At 69.2% G+C, this 24,668-nt stretch carries 14 protein-coding genes; 1 reads left to right on the top strand and 13 read right to left on the bottom strand.

Annotated features, from left to right (window positions below):
- Positions 1–14: 14 nt before the first annotated feature.
- Together SVA_RS02935 and leuS are read right to left on the bottom strand one after the other, a co-directional pair.
- Entirely contained in the window at positions 15–545 is a 531-nt protein-coding gene (locus SVA_RS02935) for an LPS-assembly lipoprotein LptE (protein WP_096458568.1), read from the bottom strand.
- On the bottom strand, positions 546–3,233 hold the full coding sequence (gene leuS / locus SVA_RS02930; RefSeq protein ID WP_096462802.1) for a leucine--tRNA ligase: 2,688 nt from the start codon (positions 3,231–3,233) through the stop codon (positions 546–548).
- Positions 3,234–3,367: 134 nt separating this feature from the next.
- On the opposite strand from leuS, the gene SVA_RS02925 reads away from it, so the two are divergent.
- Positions 3,368–3,871, top strand: coding sequence for a CDP-archaeol synthase (locus SVA_RS02925; RefSeq protein WP_096458565.1), 504 nt, complete (start codon positions 3,368–3,370; stop codon positions 3,869–3,871).
- 100 nt (positions 3,872–3,971) lie between these two features.
- Here the strand turns inward: SVA_RS02925 and SVA_RS02920 are convergent, their stop codons facing one another.
- From SVA_RS02920 to SVA_RS02870, 11 genes are all read right to left on the bottom strand, one after another.
- On the bottom strand, positions 3,972–4,964 hold the full coding sequence (locus SVA_RS02920) for a metallophosphoesterase (protein ID WP_096458562.1): 993 nt from the start codon (positions 4,962–4,964) through the stop codon (positions 3,972–3,974).
- A gap of 45 nt (positions 4,965–5,009) precedes the next feature.
- Positions 5,010–8,339, bottom strand: coding sequence for an EAL domain-containing protein (locus tag SVA_RS02915; protein ID WP_096458559.1), 3,330 nt, complete (start codon positions 8,337–8,339; stop codon positions 5,010–5,012).
- A 111-nt stretch (positions 8,340–8,450) separates the two neighbouring features.
- Positions 8,451–8,978: an OmpH/Skp family outer membrane protein gene (locus tag SVA_RS02910; RefSeq protein ID WP_169923943.1), complete on the bottom strand. Its 528-nt coding sequence runs from the start codon at positions 8,976–8,978 to the stop codon at positions 8,451–8,453.
- Positions 8,979–9,127: 149 nt separating this feature from the next.
- Complete coding sequence (locus SVA_RS02905) at positions 9,128–10,015, bottom strand: GGDEF domain-containing response regulator (protein WP_096458553.1); 888 nt, start codon at positions 10,013–10,015, stop codon at positions 9,128–9,130.
- A complete protein-coding gene (locus tag SVA_RS02900) occupies positions 10,015–10,479 on the bottom strand; it encodes a response regulator (RefSeq protein ID WP_096458550.1) in 465 nt (154 codons plus the stop codon). The genes SVA_RS02905 and SVA_RS02900 overlap by 1 nt, the downstream gene beginning before the upstream one ends.
- Positions 10,469–13,207: a sensor histidine kinase, YfiR-like protein-associated gene (locus tag SVA_RS02895; protein ID WP_096458546.1), complete on the bottom strand. Its 2,739-nt coding sequence runs from the start codon at positions 13,205–13,207 to the stop codon at positions 10,469–10,471. The genes SVA_RS02900 and SVA_RS02895 overlap by 11 nt, the downstream gene beginning before the upstream one ends.
- On the bottom strand, positions 13,204–13,746 hold the full coding sequence (locus tag SVA_RS02890) for a YfiR family protein (protein WP_096458543.1): 543 nt from the start codon (positions 13,744–13,746) through the stop codon (positions 13,204–13,206). Before SVA_RS02890 ends, SVA_RS02895 begins: the two co-directional genes overlap by 4 nt.
- An 88-nt stretch (positions 13,747–13,834) precedes the next feature.
- On the bottom strand, positions 13,835–15,754 hold the full coding sequence (locus tag SVA_RS02885) for a TOL_0244 family TonB-dependent receptor (protein ID WP_096458540.1): 1,920 nt from the start codon (positions 15,752–15,754) through the stop codon (positions 13,835–13,837).
- A 79-nt stretch (positions 15,755–15,833) separates the two neighbouring features.
- The gene (locus SVA_RS02880; RefSeq protein WP_096458537.1) at positions 15,834–16,211 is read right to left on the bottom strand and encodes a response regulator transcription factor; all 378 of its coding nucleotides are present in this window, start codon (positions 16,209–16,211) and stop codon (positions 15,834–15,836) included.
- Positions 16,212–16,459: 248 nt separating this feature from the next.
- Positions 16,460–17,113, bottom strand: a complete 654-nt coding sequence (locus tag SVA_RS02875; protein ID WP_096458534.1) for a response regulator — start codon at positions 17,111–17,113, stop codon at positions 16,460–16,462.
- Positions 17,110–24,645, bottom strand: a complete 7,536-nt coding sequence (locus SVA_RS02870; protein ID WP_096458531.1) for a PAS domain S-box protein — start codon at positions 24,643–24,645, stop codon at positions 17,110–17,112. Before SVA_RS02870 ends, SVA_RS02875 begins: the two co-directional genes overlap by 4 nt.
- Positions 24,646–24,668 lie beyond the last annotated feature (23 nt).

Below are 24,668 nucleotides of genomic sequence, written 5' to 3'. Positions count from 1 at the left end.
GGCGCGCCGCCGGACTATTCGCCCTCATCCGCCCCGGCCGGCGGTTCCGCCGGTTTCAGTCGCGCGACCCGGCGCACGATCTGCTGCGCCGCTTCGCTCTGCATCTCGCGCAGGAGCTCGCGCTCCTCCTGCTCCTTGGCGAGGATCTGCGTCGGGTCGAACGTGTACTCCCGCACCAGCCGGACGGTCTGCGGCACGGTCGCCGTGCCGCCCCGATCCAGGCGGAAGCTGAGCCCGTATCGCAGCCGGTACTCGTTGGCCTTCGCGGTTACCGTGCTCACCGAGATGACCTGCGTCTCCACGCGCTCGTCATGGAGCACGAGCGTGGGGGCCTCCGCCGCTTCCGTGAGGCTCGCCCCGGCGGCCGTGAACGCGCGCCGCACGGCGACGAGCGTGGGATCGTCGGTCCCGCGTCCCGGCATCGTGACGCGCAGCATCGCGAGCGATTCGGGCAGGGCCGCACCGCCGGTGCCGCGCAGATGGAATCCGCACGCGTTCAGTGCGGCAAGGGCGGCGAGGACGAGAGCGATACGACGCGGCGCCATTCAGCCGGCGACGACGATATTGAGGAGCTTGCGCGGCAGGAAGACGACTTTCTTGATCGCCTTGCCGGCGACGTGGCGCGCCACGTCTTCGTCCGCCATCGCGATCTCGAGCGCCTTGTCCTGATTCGCCTCGACGGGCACCGGGACCCGGCCGCGCAGCTTCCCGTTGACCTGCACGACAATCTCGACCTCGTCCTGTTCGAGCGCCCGCGCGTCGACCTCGGGCCAGCGCGCATCGATCACCGCCTCGGCATGGCCGAGCGCGTGCCAGAGCGCGTGGGTGACGTGCGGAACGATCGGCGAGAGGAGCAGCACCACCGCCTCGAGCCCTTCCTGGCGCACGGCGCGCGCGGCCGCCGAGTCGTCCATCGAGCGCGCGAGATTGTTCACGAGTTCCATGACGGCGGCGATCGCGGTGTTGAAGGTCTGCCGGCGACCGATGTCGTCCGTCACCTTCCCGATCGTCGCGTGCACCTGGCGGCGCAGCGCCTTGAGGTCCGGCGGCAGCGCCGCGGGGTCCACGGCCGCCGCGGTCCCGCCGGCCACGTGGTCGGCGACGAGCTTCCAGAGTCTGCGCAGGAACCGGTTCGCGCCCGCGACCGCCTCGTCCGACCATTCGAGCGTCATCTCCGGCGGCGCGGCGAACATCGTGAAGAGCCGGGCCGTGTCCGCGCCGTGCTCCTCGATGAGCGCCTGCGGGTCGACGCCGTTGTTCTTCGACTTCGACATCGTGCCGATTCCACCCGACTCGACCGGCTGGCCGTCGCTCTTGAGCACGGCGCCCGCGCGGTTGCCCTTCTCGTCGTAGCGCAGCTCCACGTCGGCCGGGTTGTAATAGGTCACGCGCCCGCTCGCCGGTTTGCGGAAAAAGATCTCGTTCAGCACCATGCCCTGCGTGAGGAGCCGCGCGAACGGCTCGTCGCCGCGAACGAGGCCCAGGTCGCGCATCACCTTCCACCAGAAGCGCGAGTAGAGCAGGTGCAGGATCGCGTGCTCGATGCCGCCGATGTACTGGTCGACCGGCATCCAGTAGTTCACGCGCCCGTCGACCATCGCCGAGTCGCTGTCGGGCGAGCAGTAGCGCGCGTAGTACCACGAGGAGTCGACGAAGGTGTCCATGGTGTCGGTCTCGCGCCGCGCCGGACCGCCGCATGTCGGGCAGCTCGTCGTAAGAAAATCCTCGCGCTTGTTGAGCGGGTTGCCGGAGCCGTCGGGCACGCAGTCCTCGGGCAGCACGACCGGGAGCTGATCGTCGGGCACCGGGACGTCGCCGCAGCGGGCGCAATGAATAATAGGTATGGGGCAGCCCCAGTAGCGCTGGCGCGAGATCCCCCAGTCGCGCAGGCGCCACATCACCTGCTTGTCGCCGAGGCCCTTTGCCTTGAGGTCGGCCGCGATCGCGTCGACCGCCGCCCGGAAGTCGAGCCCGTCGTACTTGCCCGAGTTGAAGCAGACACCGTAATCGACGTAGGCGGCGCTCATCGGCTGCTCCAGCTCGCCGTTCGCGGGCCGGATCACGGGTTTGACGGGAAGCCCGTACTTCTGCGCGAACTCGAAATCGCGCTGGTCGTGCGCCGGCACGGCCATCACCGCGCCCTCGCCGTACCCCATGAGCACGTAGTTGCCGACCCACACGGGAACCGGTTCGCCGGTCAGCGGGTGCCTCACGTGGATGCCGGTCGGCATGCCCTTCTTTTCGATCGTCGCGAGGTCGGCTTCCATCACGGAACCGCGCTTGCACTCGTCGATGAAGGCGCCCAGCTCCGGGTTGCCCTTCGCCGCGTAGGTCGCCAGCGGGTGCTCGGCGGCCACCGCGCAGAACGTGACACCCATGATCGTGTCGGGGCGGGTGGTGAAAACCCAGAGGCTGCCTTTGTGTCCCGGTTCCTGCGCTCCGGAGCCGTCCGCCGTACCGCGCCTCGCCGCTGCCCCCGCCTTCTCGGCGAGAGGGGGGTGGTTGCCCGCCGCCGCGGGCAGCTCGTATTCAAAGGCGAAGCGGACCCCGACGCTCTTGCCGATCCAGTTCGCCTGCATCGTCTTCACGCGTTCCGGCCAGTCGGGGAGCTTCTCGAGATCGGCGAGGAGCTCCTCGGCGTACTGCGTGATGCGCAGGTAGTACATCGGGATCTCGCGCTTCTCGATCGGCGCGCCGGTGCGCCAGCCGCGGCCGTCGATCACCTGCTCGTTGGCCAGCACGGTCTGGTCGACCGGGTCCCAGTTGACGACCCCGGTGGTCTTGTAGGCGATGCCCCGCTCGAGCATGCGCAGGAACAGCCACTGGTTCCACCTGTAATAGTCCGGGCGGCAGGTCGCGAGCTCGCGCTCCCAGTCGATGGCGAAGCCGAGGCTCTTCAGCTGCTTCCTCATGTACGCGATGTTCTCGTACGTCCATTGCGCCGGCGGCACGCCGTTCGCGGTCGCGGCGTTCTCCGCCGGCAGACCGAAGGCGTCCCACCCCATCGGCTGGAGGACGTTGCAGCCCTGCATCCTGCGGAAGCGCGCGATCACGTCGCCGATGGTGTAGTTGCGCACGTGGCCCATGTGCAGCTTCCCGGACGGATAGGGAAACATGGAGAGGCAGTAGAACTTCGGTTTTGCGGGATCCTCCGCGACCCGGAAACAGCGGTGCGCGTCCCAGTAGGACTGGGCGCCTTGCTCGACTGCGGCGGGGAGATAACGGTCTTCCATCGGCGGAATCGGATACGAGAAAGCGGGGAAGAATACCGCATTCGCGCCGAGGCCGCCTACGCCGGCGCCCCTTTCGCCGCGCGACGGGCCCCTGCTAATCTGCGCCAGGAAACGGGCGAATAACGACAACAAGCATGGCCGCCGATCCCGCCGTCCTGCTGCTCCACCTCAAGCTTTTGCTCCTCGTCGGCGTGGCGAACGGAGCCGCGCTCTTCGGCCGCACGGTGTTCCGCGATCGGTTCGCCTTTCCGGTCGATGCCGGCCTCACGCTCCCGGACGGGCGGCCGGTCTTCGGACGCTCCAAGACCCTGCGCGGCCTCGTCCTGGCGCTCGCGTGCACGCCGCCTGCCGCGTGGGCGCTCGGCATCGATGCTTCGACGGGGTTTCTGATCGGGGCGTTCGCGATGCTCGGCGACCTCACCTCGAGCTTCCTCAAGCGGCGCCTCGCGTTCCCGACCAGCAGCCAGGCCCTGGGCCTCGACCAGATTCCCGAGAGCCTCTTTCCGCTCCTCGCCGTGCGCGCACGCTACGGCCTCTCCGGCGTGGAGATCGCACTCATGGTGCTGGCGTTTCTGGTACTGGAGCTCGCGATCTCGCGCCTGCTCTACCGCCTGCGGCTGCGGGACCAACCGTATTGAAAGCAATTTTTAATGTTGAATTTTGAATGTTGAATCAACCGGCGCGCGCTGCGCGCGCTCATCAATTCAACATTAAGCATTCACAATTAAAAATTGCTTTTCAGATCGCGCGCAGGCGGTGCAGCGTGACCTCGGGGGGACAGTTGAGGCGCACGTCCACGATGGACGACCCCGAGCCCGTCGAGGTATAGCCGATCAGACTGTGGTAGCGCCACGGGCCGCGCACGTAGCGCCGCGGGCAGTCGGCGTCGGTGATCACCGGCAGCCCGCCCGGAAGGCAGATCTGGCCGCCGTGCGTGTGGCCGCAGAGCATCAACCGGAAGCCGGCATGGCCGGCGTGCTTGTACGTCTCGGGGGTGTGAGAAAGCAGGATGCTGAACGCGTTCGACGGGATCCGGGCGGCCGCCTTCTCGAAGTTGTCGAGTCGGTAGTAGTGCGCGTCGTCGATCCCCGCGAGGTGGATCTCGGCGTCGTCGCGCGCGAGCGCCATCGACTCGTTCAGGAGCACGCGTATGCCCATCGCCTCGAGGCCGGGCACCATGCGGATGGTGTCGTGGTTGCCGAGAACCGCGGCGATCGTCCCGCGCAGATGTTCGCGGACGCGCGCCATGGCGGCGAGGGTCGGCTGGTACGGTCCGAAGGTGCGCGCCCGGTAGTCCCCCGTCATCACGCACAAATCGTACTCGAGGCCGCGCACGCGCTCGATCACCGCGTCGGTGATGTCTTCGCTCATGTCGAGATGCGGATCGCTGATCTGCAGGACGCGGTAACCGTCGAACGCGGCCGGCAGGCCCTCGAGCGCGACTTCGTTCTCGCGCAGCACCACCGCTCGCGCGTTGCGCCGGCCCCTCCCGTGGAGGCCGACGAGCCGCAGGCTGTTGCGTATCAGGGCGTGGACCGAGTACCAGTTCTCGAGATGGAAGAAGTGCGTGCCGAAGCGGAACACGCGCTCCTCGTAGTCCGCCTCGAGGCCGAGCCGCTGACGCAGGTGCACGCGCCCGACGCGGCTCTCCAGCGCGGCGAGCCCGTCCGCCTCGGACGCGGTCTGCGCGTCGGCGGGGTCATCGAAGAGCGGTGTGACGTTGTCCTTCATGGCGCGGTGTGAGAAGCATAGCGCAGCCCGCGCTTCGGCGCTGTTTCAGGATTCCCGCACCTTGCGCGGGCCCGCTCGTGCAGGCCGCGGGCGCAGGGCCGGCAGTCCGGTCGCGAGCAGGTGCGCGAACTCCGCGGGCTCGATGGGTTCGCTGAAATAGTACCCCTGCATGACGTCGCAGCCGTGCGAGCGCAGGAACGCCAGCTGCGCCCCGCTCTCCACCCCCTCGGCGACGACGGTGAGATCGAGCTTGTGCGCGATGGCGATGATCGCGCTCGCGATCGCCGCGTCGTCCGGGTCGCCCGGGATGTCCTGCACGAAACTGCGGTCGATCTTCAGGCGGTCGATCGGAAGGCGCTTCAGGTAGGCGAGGCTCGAGTAGCCGGTGCCGAAGTCGTCGATGGAGAGCTGGACCCCCATCGCGCTCAGACGCTGCATCGCCGCGATCGTCGCTTCCAGGCTCTGCATCAGCAGCGTCTCGGTCAGCTCGAGCTCGAGGCGCTTCGGGGGCATGCCGGTCTCCTCCAGGATCCGTGCGACCGTGTCGGCGAGGTCGGGCCGCTGAAACTGGCGCGCCGAGATGTTCACCCCGAGCCGCAGCGGCGGAAGGCCCGCCGCCTCCCATTCCCGGCACTGCGCGCACGCGGTCCGCAACACCCACTCGCCGAGCGGCACGATCAGCCCGGTCTCCTCGGCGATCGACACGAACTGCTCCGGCATGACCATGCCGCGCTCGGGATGCCGCCAGCGCAGCAGCGCCTCGACACCGACCACCCGGCCGCCGCGCAGGTCGACGATGGGCTGGTAGCGGAGCGTGAACTCTTCGCGTTCGAGCGCGCGGCGCAGGGCGCCCTCGAGCGCGAGACGCTCGCGGGCACGGGCCGTCATTTCGGCCGCGTAGAACTGATACGTGTTGCGCCCGAGCTCCTTGGCGCGGTACATCGCCACGTCGGCGTTCCGCAACAGCCCTTCGACATCGCGGTCGTCGAAGGGATAGATGGTGATGCCGACGCTCGCGCTCACGTAAAGATCGTGTCCCTCCACGTGGAACGGGCGCGAGAAGCTGTCGAGGATGTTGCGCGCCACCCTCGCCGCGTCGTCCACGTGCGCCATGTCGGCGAGAACCAGCGCGAACTCGTCCCCGCTGATGCGCGAGACGGTGTCCCCTTCGCGCACGCAGCCCTGGATCCGGCCGGCCACCGCCTCGAGCAGGCGGTCGCCGGTCTCGTGGCCCAGGCTGTCGTTGATCGTCTTGAAGCGGTCGATGTCGATGAAGGCGACGCCGACGAGCCGCTCGTGCCGGTGCGCCTCCACCATCGCCTGCCGCAGGCGGTCGTTGAAGAGCGCCCGGTTGGGCAGCCCGGTAAGCACGTCGTGGTGGGCCAGGTAGAGGAGACGCTCCTCGGAACGCTTGCGACGGATCAGGGCACCGAGCTGGGCCGCGACGCCGGAGACCGTGCGCGCGAAGTGATGATCCTCGGGCCGCGCTTCCCGCAGGTAGAACTCGATCACGGCCTGCAGATCGGTTCCCGCGAGCACCGGGACGGCCATGGCGGCGCGCAGACCCGCGCGCATCGCCTCGGCGCGGCGCCCGAAACCGGCGTCCAGCGACACGTCGCTGACCCAGACCGGCGCGCGCGAGCGCCAGGCGCGGGCGAGCATCCCCGGCGAATCGGCCGGCACCGTCCAGACCTCGCTCGCGGCCCGAAACGCCTCGAGGCCGTCGACGCCGGCGTACCACGCCGGGCTGCATTTGAGCGCCCCGCCCTCGCCGTAAGGCAGCCATGCCTGCCCCATCGCCCAGCCGGTCGCGCGGCAGGCGTCGCGCAGCACGACCGCCAGCGCCGAGTCCACGTCCTCGGCCTCGCCCACCGCGGCCGAGATGCGTTGCAGCAGCCGCAGCTCCTCCTCGGTCCGCCGGCGCTCGGTGATGTCGCGCGCGATGCCTTCGACCGCCAGGAGCCGGCCGGACTCGTCATGGAGCGGTGACACGCTGTGCTCGGTCCAGATCACGGTGCCGTCCTTGCGGATCCAGCGCAGCTGCAACGGCTCGTCGAACGCGCGCCGCAGGATCGCCCGCTCGAGGATCACCCGATCATCGGGATGCACCATCCGGCGAAGCAGGTCGGGGTCCCGGTAATGCTCCTCGGGCGTGTAGCCCGTCACCTCGGCGGCCGCCGCGCTCACGTACTCGAACGCCCATTCGGGGTGCACACGCGCGCGAAAAACGATGTCGCGGGCGTTCTCCGCGAGCCGACGGAAGCGTTCCTCGCTCCGTATCAACGCCTCCTGAGCCCGCCGCGATTCGACGTCGCGCGCCTGCAGCGTCGCGGCCATGTCGTCGATGCGGTGCGCGAGCTGCGCGATCTCGCCGCGATCGTGGGGAATCCGGGTTCGAGCCGAGAGATCGCCCGCCGCGAGGCGGCGCGCGGTTTCGAGCAGCGTGCGCACGTGGCGCAGCACGAGGAGGTCCAGCCCCTTCCAGACGGCGAACAGCACCATGAACGAGACGATCAGGACGCCGGCGACGATCTGCCCCAGCACGCGACTGACCCGGGCGTAGGCGACATCGGCCGGAATGGCGACGAAGACGTAGGCGCTGCCCGGTCGCGTGACGACGGGGAGCGGGCTGTAGGCGTAGAGGTGGGCGACCCCGTTCGAATCCTCCCCTTCGGCCGTGCCCTCGTCCCGGTTCCGCAGGACGGCGGCGAAGAGGGGGACCGGGCCGCGCGCTTCGGCGACGCCCGGCCGCGCCGAAGCAGGGAGGCTGGCGAGGATTCGCCCGTCGCTGTCCACGATGCTGAGGCTGGCGCGCTCGGGCAACAGCGCCTCGGCGGCGAACAGGTCGAGCCACGCGAGGTCCACCGTGGCGTAGACGATTCCGGTCGGGCTCCCCCGGGCGTCGTGCAGGCGGTGCGCGAACGTGATCTCCGCCTGGTCGCTCTCGGACCGCCACGCGCCGACCGCGAACGGGCGGGCGGCCAACACCTCGCCGAAATGGATCGCCTCCGGCAACCGCTCGCGCGCCCGCGCGCTGCAGCGCACCGATCCGTCCGGCGTCGCGACACCGAGATCGATGAAGCTCGGGTGATCGGCGAGAAGCTGCGCGTAGTGCCCGGCGCACCCGTCCCCGGGCGCACGGATCTCAGGCAGTCGCCCGAGCGCGGCCAGCCACTGCTCGGCGCCTCGGGCGAGGCCCTCGAACCGCGCGACCGCCAGTCGCGCGACGCGCAGGGCGTTTTCCTGGGCCGCCTGGGTGGCAGAACGCCACTGGTGCTGGACGAGGTACGCGCCGAGGCCGGCTACCGGGAGCAGGCCCAGGCCGACCACCAGCAGCAAACGCGCGCGAAGTCCGGCGGAACGCCCCGTTCGCACCCCCCCTCCTTTGGGGCTCCCCCGTCTTCCGCGCGGCGGAAACCGTGAGGAAAGCCTTAGGGGAATGATAAACCACGCCCGGCGGCTGGCAACCCGGGCGCGGGCCAAGGATCAGGTGCCCGGCTTCGCGTCGAGGCGCTTGATGATCTTGTCGGTGAGGTCGGGACCCTCGGCCGCGTACAGCACCGGCATTTCGTGCTTCTCGAACACGAGCGTCAGCTTCTCTTCCTTCGCGAGATCGCGAATGATGTCGCGCACCTCCGGAAGCGCCTTCTTGGTGTACGCCTGCTCCTGCTGCTGTATCTCGCGCTGCGCCTCGGCCGTCGCCTGGCGGTAGGCGTTGAGCCTCTGCTCGAACTCCTTCTGTTTCTCCTGGCGCTGCGCTTCGGACAGGATCAGCTTGTCCTTTTCGTAGGACTGCTGCATCTCCTTGAGCTTCTGCTCCTCGCCGGCCAGCTTCTCCTGGCGCTTCTTGACCGTCTTCTCGATCTCCGCCTTTACCTGCTTGCCGGCCTTGCTCTCCGTGAGCACCCGGCGCATGTCGACGTAGCCGATGCGGACGTCCGCTCCCAGAGCGGGTCCCGGCCAGGCGGGGAGCAGGGTCACGGCGAACACGACCGCCAGCATCCAGTGTTTCATTTCGAATCCTCGTCTCGAACCAAAGGCCGTTTCGCGGGCAAGGGGCTTTTTAACCCTCGCGCCCATCCGGCGCAACCGTGGCCCCGACGGGCGCCGCCGTCCGCCCGGCGGAATCCCCCGCCGGCCCGCCGTCGCCCGGCGAATCGCGCTCAGTGCCCCCGCTTGCGGCGCTTCTGCTCGTACATCGCCTGATCGGCGCGGCGCATCATCTCTTCGATCGATGTGGTGGTCTTGGGGTCGAAATACATGGAGCCGAGGCTGATCGAAAGCTCGTAGGGAAGCGTGTGCTGCACGTTGAAGTCGCTTACCGCCTTCTGCAGGCGGACCGGGATCGCCTCGATGCCCTCGGTGCTGCCGCGAACCGCCAGCGCCGCGAACTCGTCGCCGCCGATGCGCGCGAGGATATCGGAGGCGCGGAACGTGCGCTCGAGCAGTTCGGCCGCGTGCACGAGCGCGCGGTCGCCCTCCTGGTGCCCGAAGGTATCGTTGATGTATTTCAGCCGGTCGAGATCGGCGTAGACCAGGATCACGCCGCGCTCGGTATGGCGGGCGACCTTGAGCTGCTGCTCGGCGAGGGTGATGAAACCGCGGCGGTTGTAGAGGCCGGTGAGGCCGTCGGTGAGCGAGAGGGCGTGCACCTCGAGATACATCTGGTGGCGCTCGAGCGCGTAGCGGATGTTGCGCACCAGCCAGTACCGGTCGAACCGCCCCTTGGTGAGGAAGTCCTGCGCGCCCGCCTGCACCGCGCGCAGCGCGAGCTGGTCGTCGTCGAGGCCGGTCAGCACGACGATCGGGACCTGCGGGGCCTGCTCGTGCACCCGGGCGAACGTGTCGAGCCCCTGGCTGTCGGGAAGCCCCAGGTCGAGCAGGATCAGGTCGTACTGCTGCTCCTGCAGCGAGCGCAGCGCGTCGGCCAGGCGCTCGACGTGCGCCGTGCGGAACTGTACGGCGCGCTCCTCGGACAACGCCTCGCGCAGGAGGAGCGCGTCGGTGGGGCTGTCCTCGACCAGGAGCACGGTGATCGGGCGCTCGCGCATCAGTCCCTCTCCGCGAGCGTCGCGAGCTCGAGCCAGAAACGCTCGATCAGCCGCACCGCCTCGGCAAAGCGCGCGTAGTCGACCGGCTTCGTGACGTAGGAGTTCGCGTAGTGGCGGTAGGCGTCGAGGACATCGCTCTGCTCGTGCGAGCTCGTCAGCACGACCACCGGAATGGTCCGAAGCCGCTCGTCGGACTTGATCTCGGCGAGCACCTCCTGGCCGTTCTTTCTCGGCAGCTTGAGATCGAGCAGGATCAGGTCCGGGCGCGGCGCGTCGCCGTAGCCGTTCTCCTTTCGGAGGAACGCAAGCGCCTCGAGCCCGTCCTCGACGACGTGCAGTGCGCTCGGCACCGTCGCCTGTGCGAGGATTTCGCGGACCATCATGGCGTCCGTGGGGCTGTCCTCGACGAGCAGGATGTGCGCCGGGCGGCCGGGCCGCCACGTCCTCGCCGCGCTATCCGCCATGCCGATACTGCCCCGGTTGCTCATCCTGCGCGCTTCCCGCCTGGAGGGTGAAGTAGAACGTGGAACCCTTGCCTCCCGCCGACTCGACCCAGATCCGGCCGTGGTGCCGTTCGACGATCTTACGGCAGATGGCCAGCCCGATCCCCGTGCCCGGATAATGAGTACGCGTGTGCAGCCGCTGGAACACGCCGAAGATGCGCTCGAAGTACTGCGGCTCGATACCTATGCCGTTGTCGCGGACATAGAAGAGCACCCGCTCGCCCTTGCGGTCGACGCCGACGTGCACGCGCGGGGGCTGATCGCCGCGGAACTTGATGGCGTTTCCGATGAGGTTCTGCAGGAGCTGTGTGATCTGCACGGGATCCCCGGTGATGACGGGCATGTCGTCCGACGTGACCGTCGCCCCGCTCTCGGCGATCGCGAGCTGCAGGTTCGCGAGCGCCTGCGCGAGCGGCTGACCGAGGTCGCAGCGCTCGAACGGCCGGGCGCGCGAATCGACGCGCGAGTAAGCGAGCAGGTCGTTGATCAGCGTCTGCATGCGGACGGCGCCGCTGACCGCGTGCTCGATGAGCTCGTCGGCGCGCTGGTCGAGCTTGCCGCGGTAGCGCTGCTGAAGCAGCTGGACGCATCCCGAGATGGCGCGCAGCGGCTCCTGGAGGTCGTGCGAGGCGACGTAGGCGAATTGCGCGAGCTCGCGATTGCTGCGCTTGAGCTCCTCGGTGTAGCGCCGGAACTCCTGCTCCGCGCGCTTGCGTTCGGTGATGTCGATGATGGAAGCGAGGCAGAGCACGCCCTCGTTGGTCACGATCGGATTGAGCCCGATCTCGACCGGGACCTGCCGGCCATCCTTGCGGCGCCCGTAGAGCTCGCGTCCCGCGCCCATCGTGCGGGCGCGCGGATCGGCGAAGAAGCCGCGGCGCTGATCCGGGTGCAGCGCGCGGGAGCGTTCGGGCACCAGCAGCTCGACCGGCTGGCCGATGACCTCCTCGCGTTCGTATCCGAAGAGCGCCTCCAGCTCACGATTGGCGAGCAGGATCCGGCCGTCCTGATCGATCATGACCATGGCGTTCGGCGCGGCCTCCACCGCGAGACGGAACTGCTCCTCGGCGCGCTTGCGGTCGTCGATGTCGGAGAAGGTGCCGATCCATTCGCGGATTCCGCCGGCCTGGTCGCGCAGCGCCGCGGCGCGGGCGGCGACGTACCGATACCGCCCGCTCGGGGCGTGCCAGAGCCGGGTTTCCGACTCGTAACCCTCGCCGGTTTCGACCGCGCGCTTCCAGGCCGCGAGGACGCGCTCGCGGTCGTCGGCATGCAGCGCCTCCTGCCAGCCGAGCCCGCGGTACTCGTCCCAGGTCTGTCCGGTGTAGGCCTGCCAGCCGGGCTGCGGCTCGACGAAACGGCCGGCCGGGTCGGTCGTCCAGACGACCGAGGTCGTCGCGGACACGAGTGTCCGGTAACGTTCCTCGCTCGCGCGCAGGGCCTCCTCGGCCCGCTTGCGTTCGGCGATATCGACGAACACCGCGACGGCGCCGCGCGGCCTGCGGTCGGGACCGAGCAGCGGCACGGCGCTTCCCAGAAGCACGTGCCGTTTCCCGCCGGGGAGCGCGACCTCGAGCTCGAAGTTCCGGATCTCCGACCCGGTCCGGGCGGCGCGCTGCACGGGCAGCTCACCGGAAGGGAGCTCCCGGCCGTCGTGCAGCACCCGGAACGGCGGGGGCGCCGCTCCCGGCGAAGGCGTCCTCGAGACGTTGGACCCGGGAGGCAGACCGAGCAACTCGTAACCGGCGCGGTTGGCGGTGACGATTTGGCATTCGGGGTCGCGCGCGACGAACACCACCGCCGGCACGGCCTCCATCACGCTTTGCAGCTCGGCGGCGTGGGCCCGCTCTCGCTCCTCGCTCCGCCGGAGCGCCTGCTCGGCCCGCTCGCGCTCGGCCATCTCGACGTTCAGCTCGACGATCCGGCTCTCGAGCTCCGCGCGCGCCTGCTCGACCTCCAGGCGCCGCCGCTCGATTTGCGCGACCATGTCGTTGAACCCGTCGACCAGCGCGCCGATCTCGTCATCGGCGAATTTTCCGGCCCGGAGGGTGTAGTCGCGCTCGCGCCCGATGCGGTGCATGAGGCCCGCGAGGTCGAGCACCGGCCGGCTGAACAGCCGCTGGAGCCAGACGGAGAGCAGGAGACCGACCGTGAGCACGGCGAGGAACAGGGCGACGAGTATCCCGGTGTAGCCGTGCCAGATCTCGTCCCATTGCGTGGTATCGGCGACCAGATAGAGCGCGCCCAGCGGACGATCCTTCAGCATGACGAGATCGGTCAGCACGACGCGGTCGCCCGCGTGCTCATAGTAAGGCAGCAGGTCCAGACGGTCGGGCACCTCGACCGTTCCCGGCTCTCTCGCGTAACTCGCGAAGAGCCGGCCCTCGGCAAGGTAGAGCGCCGCCGCGCGCACCTGCGCGTCTCCGCGCAAGGCCGACAGCGTTTCGGTGGCCACCTTCGCGTCCCCGAACGCGAGGGCGCCGGTGCTGTTCAGCGCGATCACGTCCGCGAGCGTCTGGAGCTGCTGCGCCATCTGGCGGTCGAAGCTGGTCCGGGCGTAGACCAGGATCCCCGCGCCGGCGAGCGCGAGGGTGAGCGCGGCCACCCCGAGCATGACGGCCACGAGCTTGAACCGGATGGAACGCGTACCCAACGGCCGTCTCGGCGCCACGGCGGCGATCGCGCTCATCGGGGCTCCGCGGCGAGCTCGAGCAAACGCGAGCTCAGTTGCAGCCCGGCCCGCTGGGCGGCGTGCCGGTTGACCTCGAAGCGCAGCCGCCCGCGCTCCTCGAACAGGTTGATGACGCCGCCGAGCGCGGTGAAGCCGGAGGCCTCGCCCACGGTGAGCACGCCGTGTCCCGATACGCTTTTCAGCAACTCGACGCTCGGACGGTGCGCCGCGCTCACGAACACGAGGTGACACCCCGCGTCGGCGACCGTCTCGGCGCGCGCGAGGCGCTTGATCTCGATCGGGTGCCCCGTGGCCGGCTCGCCGGCGAGCGCGTCGAGCGCCCGCCCGAACGAGTCGGGCCCGAGTACGCAGAGATTGAAGCTGTTGTTGCCGCTGAACACGTCGTCCGGCCAGTCGGTGAACTGGATGAAGTTGTAGACAAAGGACGCCTTCGCCTGGTACTCCAGCGGCGGGGGCTCCGCGGCCGCGGCGCCCGCCAGCACGAGCGCGAACGCGGCTACCGCGGAATAGACACCACCGCCTCTCTTCCTATCCATGCCTGGCACCCGTCGCCGGCCTCCTTTGCGGTTGTTCTTGTGCGAGCCCCGTCACGCTCCCTGCAACGGCCGCGCAGCAAACGCCATCTCAGAATCGCCATGTCACTTTTCCGTACACGCCGCGCTGCACCTCGGTCGCGAGCGAATGCTCCGGGTGGTGCGGATCGAGCAGGTTCTGGCCGACGAGCGAGAGCTCCAGGTCGCGGCGCGCGTGCCACCCGACGCCGAGGTCGAGCTCCGTGTAGGCCGCGATGTCGCCCGTGAAGCCGGGCACCTCGATCCCCGGCAGCTCGTCCACGAAGCGCAAGGTCGCGTCGATCTCGACGTTCCGGGCGATGTCGAAGGCGCCGTGGAGCGAGAAGGCGTGCTTCGGGTTGAGGCGCTCGGTGCGCGCCGGCCACGTCGTGGCGCCGCTGCCCTCCTCCAGCTCGAGATCCTGGCCGAGATAGCCGTATATCGCCTCCAACCGGACGTCGGGGCGTACCTGCCAGCGCCCCGTCAGCTCGAGGCCGTAGGTCTCGCCCTGCATGCCGTTGGCGAGGAGGCCGCTCGGCTCCAGCGTCAACAGCTCGTCGTAAACGTTGTAGAAGAACGCGACGTCCCACGACCAGAAGCGGTCGGGCTGGGCGCGGTAACCGGCCTCGTACGCCACCAGCTTCTCCACGCCGAAGTTCTCGCCGATGCGCACCGTCCCCGCCACCTGATCGGCTTCGAAACGGGACGGCGTGCGGACCGCGCGCGACACCGAAGCCCAGTACGTGCGCTTGTCGTCCGGCGTGTGCGCGATTCGCACGCTCGGCTGCCATTCGGCCCCGGTGTACTCGTTTTCCTCCACCTTGGTTCCGAGCACCAGGCGCCAGCGTCCGGGCACGAGCGCGACGGCGTCCTGCGCGTACACATTGGTCCATTGCAAGGTGCGCTCGGCGGGCGCAATCGCGATCGCGGAGCTGCTGCGAATGTCGTCGCGGCTCTGGCGATGTCCTACGCCCCACGTGAGCTCCTGTCGCGGAGACATGCGGAACCGGTGCTGCGTCTCGAAATCGAGCGTGTCGCGTTCCTCGCCCAGGTACAGATTGTCGATCTCCGCGCGATCGTAGTAGAACCGGAGTCGGAGCTCCGAGCCCTCCCCCAGCGATCGGGTCCACGCCGCCACGATGTTCCCCCCTTGATGCTCCACGTCCTGCGAATCGACCGGCGCCGGCAACGCCTCGCCGGCGGTCGCACGGTACACGTCCCCCGAGAAGCGCAGCCGATCCCGTCCGGTCGGCTCCCAGTCGACACGAAAACCGCCGCGCCGCCTTTGCGAATCGTCGAACGCCTCCCCCGTCGATGCGAAGCTTTCGTCGCGGCGGTTGCCCTGGGCGTACACGCGTGCGGCGCTGCGTTCGCCCGGCTTCCAGCCGTAGCGGGCGGCCCCGAAGGCGCGCTCTTCGGTTCCGGCCCCGACCGCGACGAGCCCTCCCTGCGTGTCGCGCGCGCTCCTGGTGATGACGTTGATCACGCCGTTGACGGCATTGGAACCCCACAGCGTTCCGCCGGGTCCGCGGATCACCTCGATGCGCTCGACGTCCTCTAGCATGACATCGCGCGCCTCCCATAACACCCCGGAGAACAACGGGTCATAGATCGTGCGGCCGTCGATCATCACGAGGAGCTTGTTGGAGGTGCGTGCGTTCATGCCCCGTATGCCGATGGCGTACTTGTTCGCGTCGAGACGCGCAACCTGCACCCCGGGCACCAGCCGGAGCGCCTCCGGGAGGCTGGTGGCGCGCGACCGGCGGATGTCCTCCGACGTCAGCACGTAGACCGCGGCGGCCGTGCCGCGCACCCGCTCGAGCTTGCGGGATACGCTGTACACGTCGATGTCCATGAGCTCCTCGAGCGTGAGGCGCCTTATGTCGAGGTCGAGGGATTGTCCCGCGGCGAGGGCGGGCAGGAGCGGCGCGAGGCACGCGAGCAGCAGGCGCGCCGCGATACCCGGACCGCGGCCGGATGGGGGTAGAGCCATGAGTTATCCCTGGTGTTGCCCGGTTCTCGAATGCCGGCTGTCTAATGTCGTCTTTCCACAGCAGGGAACGCCGCACCTTTCATTGCGCGGACTCCTCCCCCAGCCCGAGGCGGTCGATGACGTCGAGGAGCGCGGTGCCGAACTCCTCCTTGCTCACGAACGCGTCGGCCCCCACCTCCCGCGCCCTGGCGCGATACTCCGCGCTGTCGTGCAGGGTCAGGATCACGATCCGCGCCGAGGCGTGCGACTCCTTCAGGTGCCGCGTCGCCTCGAGACCGTCCATGTCCGGCATCATCACGTCCATGAGCACGAGATCGGGCTGGAGCCGGTTCACCTGTTCCAGTGCTTCGCGCCCCGAACGGGCATAGCCGACCACGTGGAGCTGTCCGATGAGCGACAGAAACCGCGTTGCGGCCGAGGCAAACTGGCTGTTGTCGTCTACCAGGAGTACGCGCATTCCGCCCAACCGCGCGCGCCACTGCTGCTGCCTGGCCTTTTCTCCAGCACGACCCCTCCTTCGTTGAGGCCAAAAGGCACCCCGCACCGAAAGCTAGCAGGGCGCATCGAGGAGGCGTAACCGGGAAAATGCCCGGCGATATTACCGGGGGAAGCGGCCTGCCGGATCGGGGGTTTCCCGAGAGGGGATCAGGGAAAACCCTGAGCCCGAGACCGCGGGGAGGGTCGGGCTCGGTCGGGGGGAACCGTTCAGGCGTCGAGGGTAACGAGCCCCACCCGGATCGCGTAGCGCACGAGGCCGGCGACATCGTGGATGTCAAGTTGCTTCATGAGCTGCGTGCGGTGCGTCTCGATCGTCTTGGGGCTGAGGTTCAGCATCTGCGCCATCTCCTTGGAGGTGTATCCCTTGGCGATGAGCTGCAGGATCTCGCGCTGACGCTTGGTCAGCTGATCGAGCGGGCCGTGCGTACCCGTGGTGCGCATGAGGTAATCGTCGATCACGCGCTTGGAAATGGTCGGCGTCAGGTACGTCTCGCCGCGCGCCACCGCACGGACGGCGAGCTCGAGCTCGGACGTTGCGGCGTCCTTCAGCAGGTAGCCCGACGCACCCGCCCGAAGCGCCTGCATGACGTACTCCTCGCCCGCGTGCATCGACAGCATGATCACCTTGCAGTTAGGGCATTCCTTGGAGGCGCGTGCCGCGGTCTCGAGGCCGTTCATCTCCGGCATGGCGATGTCCATCAAGACCACGTCGGGCGTGCGGGATCGGATCATGTCGAGCGCGGCTCGCCCGTTGTCGGCTTCGCCGACCACTTCCACGCCTTCGATCTGGGTGAGCAGCGCCTGTATGCCCGCGCGGAACAGGCTGTGGTCGTCGGCGAGCACTACGCGGATGGGTTTCATTCGTTATCTCCGCTGAGCGGGAAGTGGACGTGTATCTCGGTCCCCTGACCGGGGGCCGATATTATTTCCAGACGACCCCCGGCGAGCAAGGCGCGCTCCTCCATGCCGAGGAGACCGAAGCTCTCTCCGCGCGCCGCGCGCAGTCGCGCCGCTTCCACGTCGAACCCTTCGCCGTCGTCGGCGATGCGCATGCGCAGCGCGCGCTCGTCCAGCGCGAGCTCGACGTCCACGCGCGAGGCGCGCGCATGGCGCATCACGTTCGTCACCGCTTCCTGCGCGAGCCGGAAGCAGGCCGTCTCGATCGCGGGCGGCACGCGCTCCTCCGCCGCGTCGGCCTCGAAATGCAGCGCGAAGCCGGCGCGCTGCGCCTGCCGGTCCAGGTACCAGCGCAGGGCCGCCGCGAGGCCGAGGTCGTCGAGCATGGAAGGCCGCAGCTCGAGCGAGAGATTGCGCGCGGTGGCCAGCACGCCTTCCACGACGCGTATGGTCTCGTCGATATAGCTGCCGAGCGAGGCGCTGCCCGGGAGGCGCTTGAGCGTCTGCAGGTTGATCTTGATGACGGAGAGGTCCTGGCCGATCTGGTCGTGCAGCTCCCGCGCGATGCGACGGCGCTCCGTCTCCTGCGCCTCCAGCAGGCGGAGCGAGAGGCTCTGCAGGCGCCCGGCGTATTCGCGCACCCTTTCCTCGGCGCGTTTGCGCTCGGTGATGTCGAGGCAAACGCCGACCATGCGCGCGACCTCGCCTTTCGGGTTCACGATCAGCGCTCCCTGGCTCAGCAGGTGGCGCAGCTCCCCGTCCGCGCGCACGACGCGCTCTTCCATCGTGAACGGCTCGCGCCCGCGGATCGCCTGGGCGATGACGTCCTGCACGCGCTCGCGGTCGTCGGGATGCACGTGCTCGAGATACGCTTCGAAGGTGACCGGGGTGCCGGGCTCCACGCCGTAGATGCGGTACAGCTCCTCGGACCACTCGACGTTTCCCGCCGCGATGTTCCATTCCCAGCTTCCGAGGTGCGCCAGGCGCTGGGCCTCGGAAAGCTGGAGCTCGCTCTTCCTGAGCTGCTCCTCGGCCTCGCGCCGCTCGGTGATGTCGCGCACGAAGGTGAGGAAGTGCAGCGGGCGGTCTTCGGGGCCGAGCACCACGGAGGTGTTCTGGTACACCCAGATCACTCTCCCGTCCCGCCGCAGGAACCGCTTTTCGATATCGAACGATTTCGCCTCGCCGCGTATCAGGCGCTGGCACAGCGCCCATTCGGCCTCGAAGTCGTCGGGATGCGTCACGTCGCGGAAGCGACCGGCGAGCAGCTCCTCCTCGGTGTAGCCCAGCAGTGCACACAGCATCGGCGGCACCTTGAGCCAGCGGCCGTCGAGCGCCGTGTGCGCGACCATGAGCAGCGAGAACTCCTGCGCGCGGGCGAGGCGTGCCTCGCTCTCGCGCAGCCGCTCCTCCGCCTCCCGGCGCTCGGTGATGTCGCGCGTCACTTTCACGAAGCCGCGGAGCGTGCCGTTCGCGTCGCGCAGGGCGGTGATGGTGGCGTTCGCCCAGAAACGCGAGCCGTCCTTGCGCACGCGCCAGCCCTCGCTCTCGTACACGCCCTCCGTCGCCGCGCGGTCGAGCGCGCGCTGCGGCGCCAGGCGCCGGATGTCCTCCTCGGTGTAGAACATGGAGTAGTAGCGTCCGAGTACCTCCTCCTCGACGTACCCCTTCAGGCGCTGCGCGCCCCGGTTCCAGCTTGCGATTCGTCCGTCCGGATCGAGCATGTACAGGCCGTAGTCGTGCGCCCCCTCGACCAGCCACCGGAAGCGCTCCTCGCTCTCGCGCAGCCGTTCCTCCGCGCGCTTGCGCTGGATCGCCAGGCCGACGTGCGCGGCGACCGTCGCGACGAGCTTGATGAGCTGCTCGTCCTCGCGACGCTCCTCCTTGAGGAAGAACGCGAGCACCGCGACCACCTCGGCGCCCGCGACGACCGGGAATGCCATGCCCGAACGGAGGCCGGCCGCGCGCGCGCCTTCGCCGCGGAGGAAGTTCACGTCCACCGTGACGTCCGGCACCCAGACCGGCTGGCGCGTCGTCCACGCCCGGCCCACCATGTCCTCGGCGGGCCGGAACTGGGCGCCCGCGCTCTGCGCCACGAACGGCCCGAACTCGTCCGCCGCGCCGTACCATGCCGGGCTCTTCACGAAACGTGTTCCGTCCGCGGCCGGCACCCATGCCTCGCCGAGCACCCAGCCGGTGGTCTGGCAGACGTGGTACAGCACGGCATGCAGGGCCTCGTCGAGATCGACCGCCTCGCTGATCGCGCGGGCGATGCTTTCCAGCACCCGCACTTCCTGCTCGGCGCGCTTGCGCTCGGTGATGTCGTTCGCGAGCACGAGGCGAGCCCAGCGGCCCCGGAACAGCACCTCGTACGCGAACAGCTCCACGTCGACCACGGTGTCGTCGTGCTTGCGATGGCGCCACGCGCCCATGTACGCGGTCTCGGGCGGGAAACGCTCCGTGTAGTCGAGCGGACCCTCGAGGTCCTCCGGCGGGTGGAGCTCGTCGACGCGCATGCGCAACAGGTCTTCGCGCGTGTAGCCGTACTTCCAGACCGCCGTCTCGTTCGCCGCCAGGATCTCGTGGGTATCGAGATCGAACACCCATGCGGGCAGCGGGTTGCGCTCGAACAGCAGCCGGTATTGCGCCTCCGAGTCGCGCAGCGCCGCCTCCACGCCCATGCGCTCCACGATTTCGTCGCGCAGCGACTGATTGAGACGCGCCAGCTCGGTCGTGCGCTCCTCCACCCGGCGCTCGAGATCGGTGCGCGCCTGCTGGATCTCGTCCATGGCCCGGTGGCGCTGGATCGCCGCCGACAGCACGTGGCTGACGGCCTCCAGGAAGCTCACGTCCTCGGGCGAGAAACGCCGGAACGCGCGCGTGTGCACCCCGAGCACGCCGAAGGGGCGCTCGCGGCTGTCCATGATGGTCACGCTCATGCCGCTGACGACGTCGTGGTCGTGCAGGAGCTGGGGGCCCTGAAAGCGCGTCTCGCTCCGCAGGTCGTCTACGATGACGGGGGTCTTCGAGAGAAGCGTATGGCCCGCCTGCGAGCCGAGCTCCGTCCCGACCGTCGCGCGGCCGACCAGGCCGTCCTTCCAACCCACGCCGGCGCGCAGCCGGAGCTCGTTCCCGTCGGGCAGGAGCTCGAGCACCTTGCAGTAGTCCGCGTCGAGCGTCTGCGCGACGAGATCGACCGCCATGTCGAACACCGTCTGCAGATCGTCCGTTTCGAGCGCGGCCCGGCCGAGCCGTCCGACCGCCTGCTGCTGGCGCACGCGCACTTCGAGCAGGGCCTCGGCCGCCTTGCGGTCGGTGATGTCGGTCAGAATGAAAAGATGAAGACCCGGGAGGAGGCGCGCGACGGCGTGGTAGCTCACCGTCACGCGCCGGCCGTCCTTGCGGACGAGCTCCTGCTCGCCGGCCTGCTCGCCGGCCGCGAGGAGCGCGTTCCACATCTCCGCGGCCCGCGGCCGAAGCTCCTCGGGCGTCAGCGCCGGGACGTCGATGCCCAGCAGCTCCTCGCGGCTGTAACCGAGCAGGCCCACGGCCGCCGGGTTCGTTTCGATGCAGCGGCCCGCGTCGTCGAGCAGCAGGATGGCATCGAGCGCGTTGGTGAAGATGGCGTGCAGGCGCCGCTGGCTCTCTTCGAGCGCCTGCTCCGCCTGCTTGCGCTCCGTGACGTCGATCGCGATCCCGGCGATCCGCACCGGCCGGCCGTCCGGATCCAGGTAGACCCGGCCGCGCGCCACCATCCAGAGCATGCCGCCGTCCCGGCGGTGAACGCGGAATTCCGCCTCGATCTCGTTCCCGCCGACACCCGCGCGCGCCTGCTCGAGGAGGCGGGCGATGCGCTCGCGGTCCTCCGGGGCGACCGCCTCGAGGAAGGCATCGAGCGTGCCCGGAAATTCGCCGGCGTCGAATCCCACGAGCGCCTGGAGCTCGCGCGACCAGACGACCCGTTCCTCGGGAACGAGCTCGAAGGACCAGGTGCCCATTCGTCCCGCGCCGAGCGCGAGCCGCAGGCGTTCGCGGCTGTCCCGAAGCGCCTGCTCGGTGGCGCGCCGGCGCTTGAGCTCCTGTTGCGCCTCCTGGTAGAGGCGCGCGTTGTCGACGGCGATTCCCGCGCGCCGCGCGATTTCCTCCGCGAGCGAGAGGTCCTCGGGCGTATAGCGACGCCCCGACTCCGCCGACGCCAGGCTCAGGACGCCGAGCGCGCGTCCGCGCGCAATGAGGGGTACGCACATGTAGGACTTGAACCCGAACGCGCGCAGGTGCGTCAGATGCTCGTCGTCCCTGGCGATGGCCGTGAGCAGGTCGTCGCTCACCTCGGAAGCCAGCACCGGATGTCCCGACTGGAGGGCCTGCCGCGCCACCCGGTAGGTGCCGTAATCGGCGTCGGCATTGACCGGATAGCGCTCCATCAGCGCCCGTGCGGCGGCGGTACGCTGCGCGTCCCAGTGAACGAGGTCGAGCCGGCGGAAACGGCCGTTCTCGTCGACGATGTCCACGGCGCACCAGTCGCCCATGCGCGGGACGGCCGCCCGCGCGATTTGCGAGAGGGTGTTCTCGTAATCGAGCGACCCCGCGAGGATCGTGCTGACCTCCGCCAGGAACGCGCTCTGTTCTTCGGCACGCCGTCGTGCCGTGATGTCCATGAGCGTGATGAGCACGCGGCGGAGATCGCCGGGCACCGGAACGACCATGTTGAAGACGACATCGAGGCGCTCGCCCCGCAGATTTCGCACCACCGTTTCGCCCGAATAGCGCGTCCGTCGCTCGATGATCGCGGTCAGCTCCTCGATGAGCGCGGCGCGCGTCTCGGGCACGAAGATCCGGTCCCAGGACGCGATGAGCTCCTCTTTGGACGCGGCGCCGAACAGCGCGAGGGTGTTCGCATTGATGTCCACGATGCGCACGCGGCGAAAGACGTCGTCCACGAGGTCGGGGTGCGCCGCGAGATACGCGCGGAGGTCCTCTTCGCCCCGCCCGCGCAGGGCGGCCACATCGGCTTCGATCGGCGAGTAGTCCTCCTCCCAGATGGACACCTCGGCGGTTTCGAAGATGTGCCGGTAACGCTCCTCGCTCTGGCGCAGCGCGTCCTCGGCCTGCTTCCGTCCGGTGAGATCGGCGACGAGCACGAAGAAACCGTCGACCTCGCCTCCCGCCGCGCGTCTTGGCATGTACGTCGCATCGATGTAGCGCCGTCCGCCGTCGCGGTAATCGGCCCACGTCTCGAAGCGCACCGTCTCTCCGGCGAGCGCGCGCTCGGCATAGGGACGGATCGCCCGGAAGGCCTCCTCGCCCAGCACGTCGCGCATGTGCCGGCCGTAGGCCTCTTCGCGCGCGTGTCCGAACCAGTTCTCGTAGGCGAGGTTGTTGAAGCGGTAACGGAGGTCGCGGTCGATGTAGGCGATGAGCGCCGGGATCGTGTCGGTGATGAGCTTCAGCTCTTCCTCGCTCCGGCGCAGCGCCTCTTCCGTCTCCTTGCGGCCGGTGATGTCGTTCACCAGCGCGAAGAAACCTTTCACCTGGCCGCTCTCGTCGACGTCGGGTACGTAGCTGGCCTTCACCCAGCGCACGCCGCCCGACCGGTGCGGGATCTGCGTCTCGTACTCCACGCTCTCGCCGGCGAGCGCGCGATCGATACGATCCCGTAGCTGTTCGTACGCCGTCTCGCCCAATACCTCCCGGACGGACCGGCCGACGGCCTGCCCCGGAGCGAGGCCGAACCACTCCTCGTACACCGTATTGGCAAATCGATAAGCCCGGTGCTGATCGACGTAGGCGATGAGCGCGGGGGTCGAGTTCGTGATGACGCGGAGCTCCGCCTCGCGCGAGCGCAGATCGGCCTCCACCTGCTTGATGCCGCTGATGTCCTGGAACACGTTGATGGCGCCCGCGGCGCGGCCATCGGCGTCGTACATCGGATCGATGTTCACGGATACGGTGATGCGCGAGGCGTCCGGGCGCTCGATCACGACCTCCGCGTTGCGCGTGCCGCGGCCTTCGCGGACCGCCACCGCCATCGGCGTCTCGTCGTGAGGCAGAGGACGGCCGTCCGGGCGCCACAGTCGGTACGAGCCGCAGAAGCGCTCGTCCGTCTCGCCGATCGGAGGCTCGCGGCCCCAGAGCTCCGCCGCGCGCCGATTGAAATACGTGATTCGCCCCTCCGCGTCGCAGGTGTACACCGCCGCCGGCAGGAGGCTCATCAGGTGGCGGTGGCGCTCCTCGCTGGCGCGCAGCGCCTCTTCCATCTGTCTCCGGGTCGTAATGTCGGTCACGAGGACGAAGAAGCCGTCCGTCCGGCCGTCCGCCGCACGACGCGCCGTCAACGCCGCATGCACGAAGCGCCGGCCCGTGCGGTAGGGTATCCAGCGCTGGTAGGCGACGGAGTGTCCGTTGAGGGCCGCGTCGACCTCGGCTCGGATCGTCTCGAAGGCGTCCTCGCCGATGACGTCGCGCACGTGTCGCCCGACGATGTCTTCGGGCGGGATCCGGAACCACTCGCCGTACGCCCGATTGGCGAACCGGTAACGCAGATCCGGTCCGACGTCGGCGATGAGCGCGGGCATGGTGTCCGCCAGCTGGTGCAGCTCCTCCTCGCGTCGTCGCAGGCGCTCCTCCGACTCCTTGCGCTCGGTCAGGTCGTTGCCGAGCACGTAGAACCCCGCGACGGATCCGTCCTCGGCACGGTCCGGCACGTACTCGGCGGCGACGTAGCGGCGCCCGTCGGCGCGGACCACCCAGCGCTCGTAGCGCACCGGGCGGCCGGCCAGCGCCTCGTCGATGTACGGCCTCAGCTCCTCGAGTCCCGCGTCCCCGATCACCTCGCGGACGTGTTTTCCGGTGAGCTCCGCCGGCTTCACGCCGAACCACCGCTCGTACTCCTTGTTGTTGAAGCGGTAGCGCAAGTCCTTGTCGACGTAAGCGATCAGCGCCGGCATGGCGTCGCCGAACGCGCGCATCCCCGCGGGATCGTTACGCGGCCTCCGCTCGTGCGACCCTTCGTCCATCTGCCGGGGCGACAGAACCGCGAGCAGTACGCCGCCGGTTTCGCCGGCCTTGCCTTCCACCGGGCTCAGGCGCAGCGTCTGTCCGGCGTCTCCGTTATCCGGCAGGCCCGTCAGCGCGTGCTCGACTGCGTCTCCGAACGCGTGCACCCGGTCCAGGAGCGGAGCGAGGCGCTCCCCCGCGTCGCCGAGCGCCTGGTTGGCCGGCCGTCCAAGGCCGTCCAGACCCGCGACGAAGCGCAGCTTCGCGAACGCGTCGTTGTAGAGGAGGATCCGGTTCGCGCCCCAGGCGAGGCACATCGGCGACGGGGCGGCGAGCACGACCGCCACCGCCGCGCGCAGGCTCGCGGACCAGCGATCGACCGGCCCGAGCGCAGTGGTGCGCCAGTCGATCGCGCGCAGCCGCGCACCTGCCTCGCCGCCGCCGGCGAGACAACCCGTGCGGCTGCCCTGTTGTTCGATGCGTGCGGATGGTTTGCTCAAGCGACGGTGTCCTTCCGGCGTCT

Source organism: Sulfurifustis variabilis (genome assembly GCF_002355415.1).
GTDB classification, from domain to species: Bacteria; Pseudomonadota; Gammaproteobacteria; order Acidiferrobacterales; family Sulfurifustaceae; genus Sulfurifustis; species Sulfurifustis variabilis.
This window is presented reverse-complemented; position numbering and strand designations above follow the sequence as displayed.

Excerpts from the sequence above, each read along its gene's own strand:
- SVA_RS02890 (WP_096458543.1), bottom strand. The coding sequence starts at position 13,746 with ATGGATAGGAAGAGAGGCGGTGGTGTCTATTCCGCGGTAGCCGCGTTC.
- SVA_RS02920 (WP_096458562.1), bottom strand. The coding sequence starts at position 4,964 with ATGAAGGACAACGTCACACCGCTCTTCGATGACCCCGCCGACGCGCAG.
- SVA_RS02895 (WP_096458546.1), bottom strand. The coding sequence starts at position 13,207 with ATGAGCGCGATCGCCGCCGTGGCGCCGAGACGGCCGTTGGGTACGCGT.
- SVA_RS02875 (WP_096458534.1), bottom strand. The coding sequence starts at position 17,113 with ATGAAACCCATCCGCGTAGTGCTCGCCGACGACCACAGCCTGTTCCGC.
- SVA_RS02905 (WP_096458553.1), bottom strand. The coding sequence starts at position 10,015 with ATGCGCGAGCGCCCGATCACCGTGCTCCTGGTCGAGGACAGCCCCACC.
- SVA_RS02900 (WP_096458550.1), bottom strand. The coding sequence starts at position 10,479 with ATGGCGGATAGCGCGGCGAGGACGTGGCGGCCCGGCCGCCCGGCGCAC.
- leuS (WP_096462802.1), bottom strand. The coding sequence starts at position 3,233 with ATGGAAGACCGTTATCTCCCCGCCGCAGTCGAGCAAGGCGCCCAGTCC.
- SVA_RS02925 (WP_096458565.1), top strand. The coding sequence starts at position 3,368 with ATGGCCGCCGATCCCGCCGTCCTGCTGCTCCACCTCAAGCTTTTGCTC.
- SVA_RS02885 (WP_096458540.1), bottom strand. The coding sequence starts at position 15,754 with ATGGCTCTACCCCCATCCGGCCGCGGTCCGGGTATCGCGGCGCGCCTG.
- SVA_RS02910 (WP_169923943.1), bottom strand. The coding sequence starts at position 8,978 with ATGAAACACTGGATGCTGGCGGTCGTGTTCGCCGTGACCCTGCTCCCC.
- SVA_RS02880 (WP_096458537.1), bottom strand. The coding sequence starts at position 16,211 with ATGCGCGTACTCCTGGTAGACGACAACAGCCAGTTTGCCTCGGCCGCA.
- SVA_RS02935 (WP_096458568.1), bottom strand. The coding sequence starts at position 545 with ATGGCGCCGCGTCGTATCGCTCTCGTCCTCGCCGCCCTTGCCGCACTG.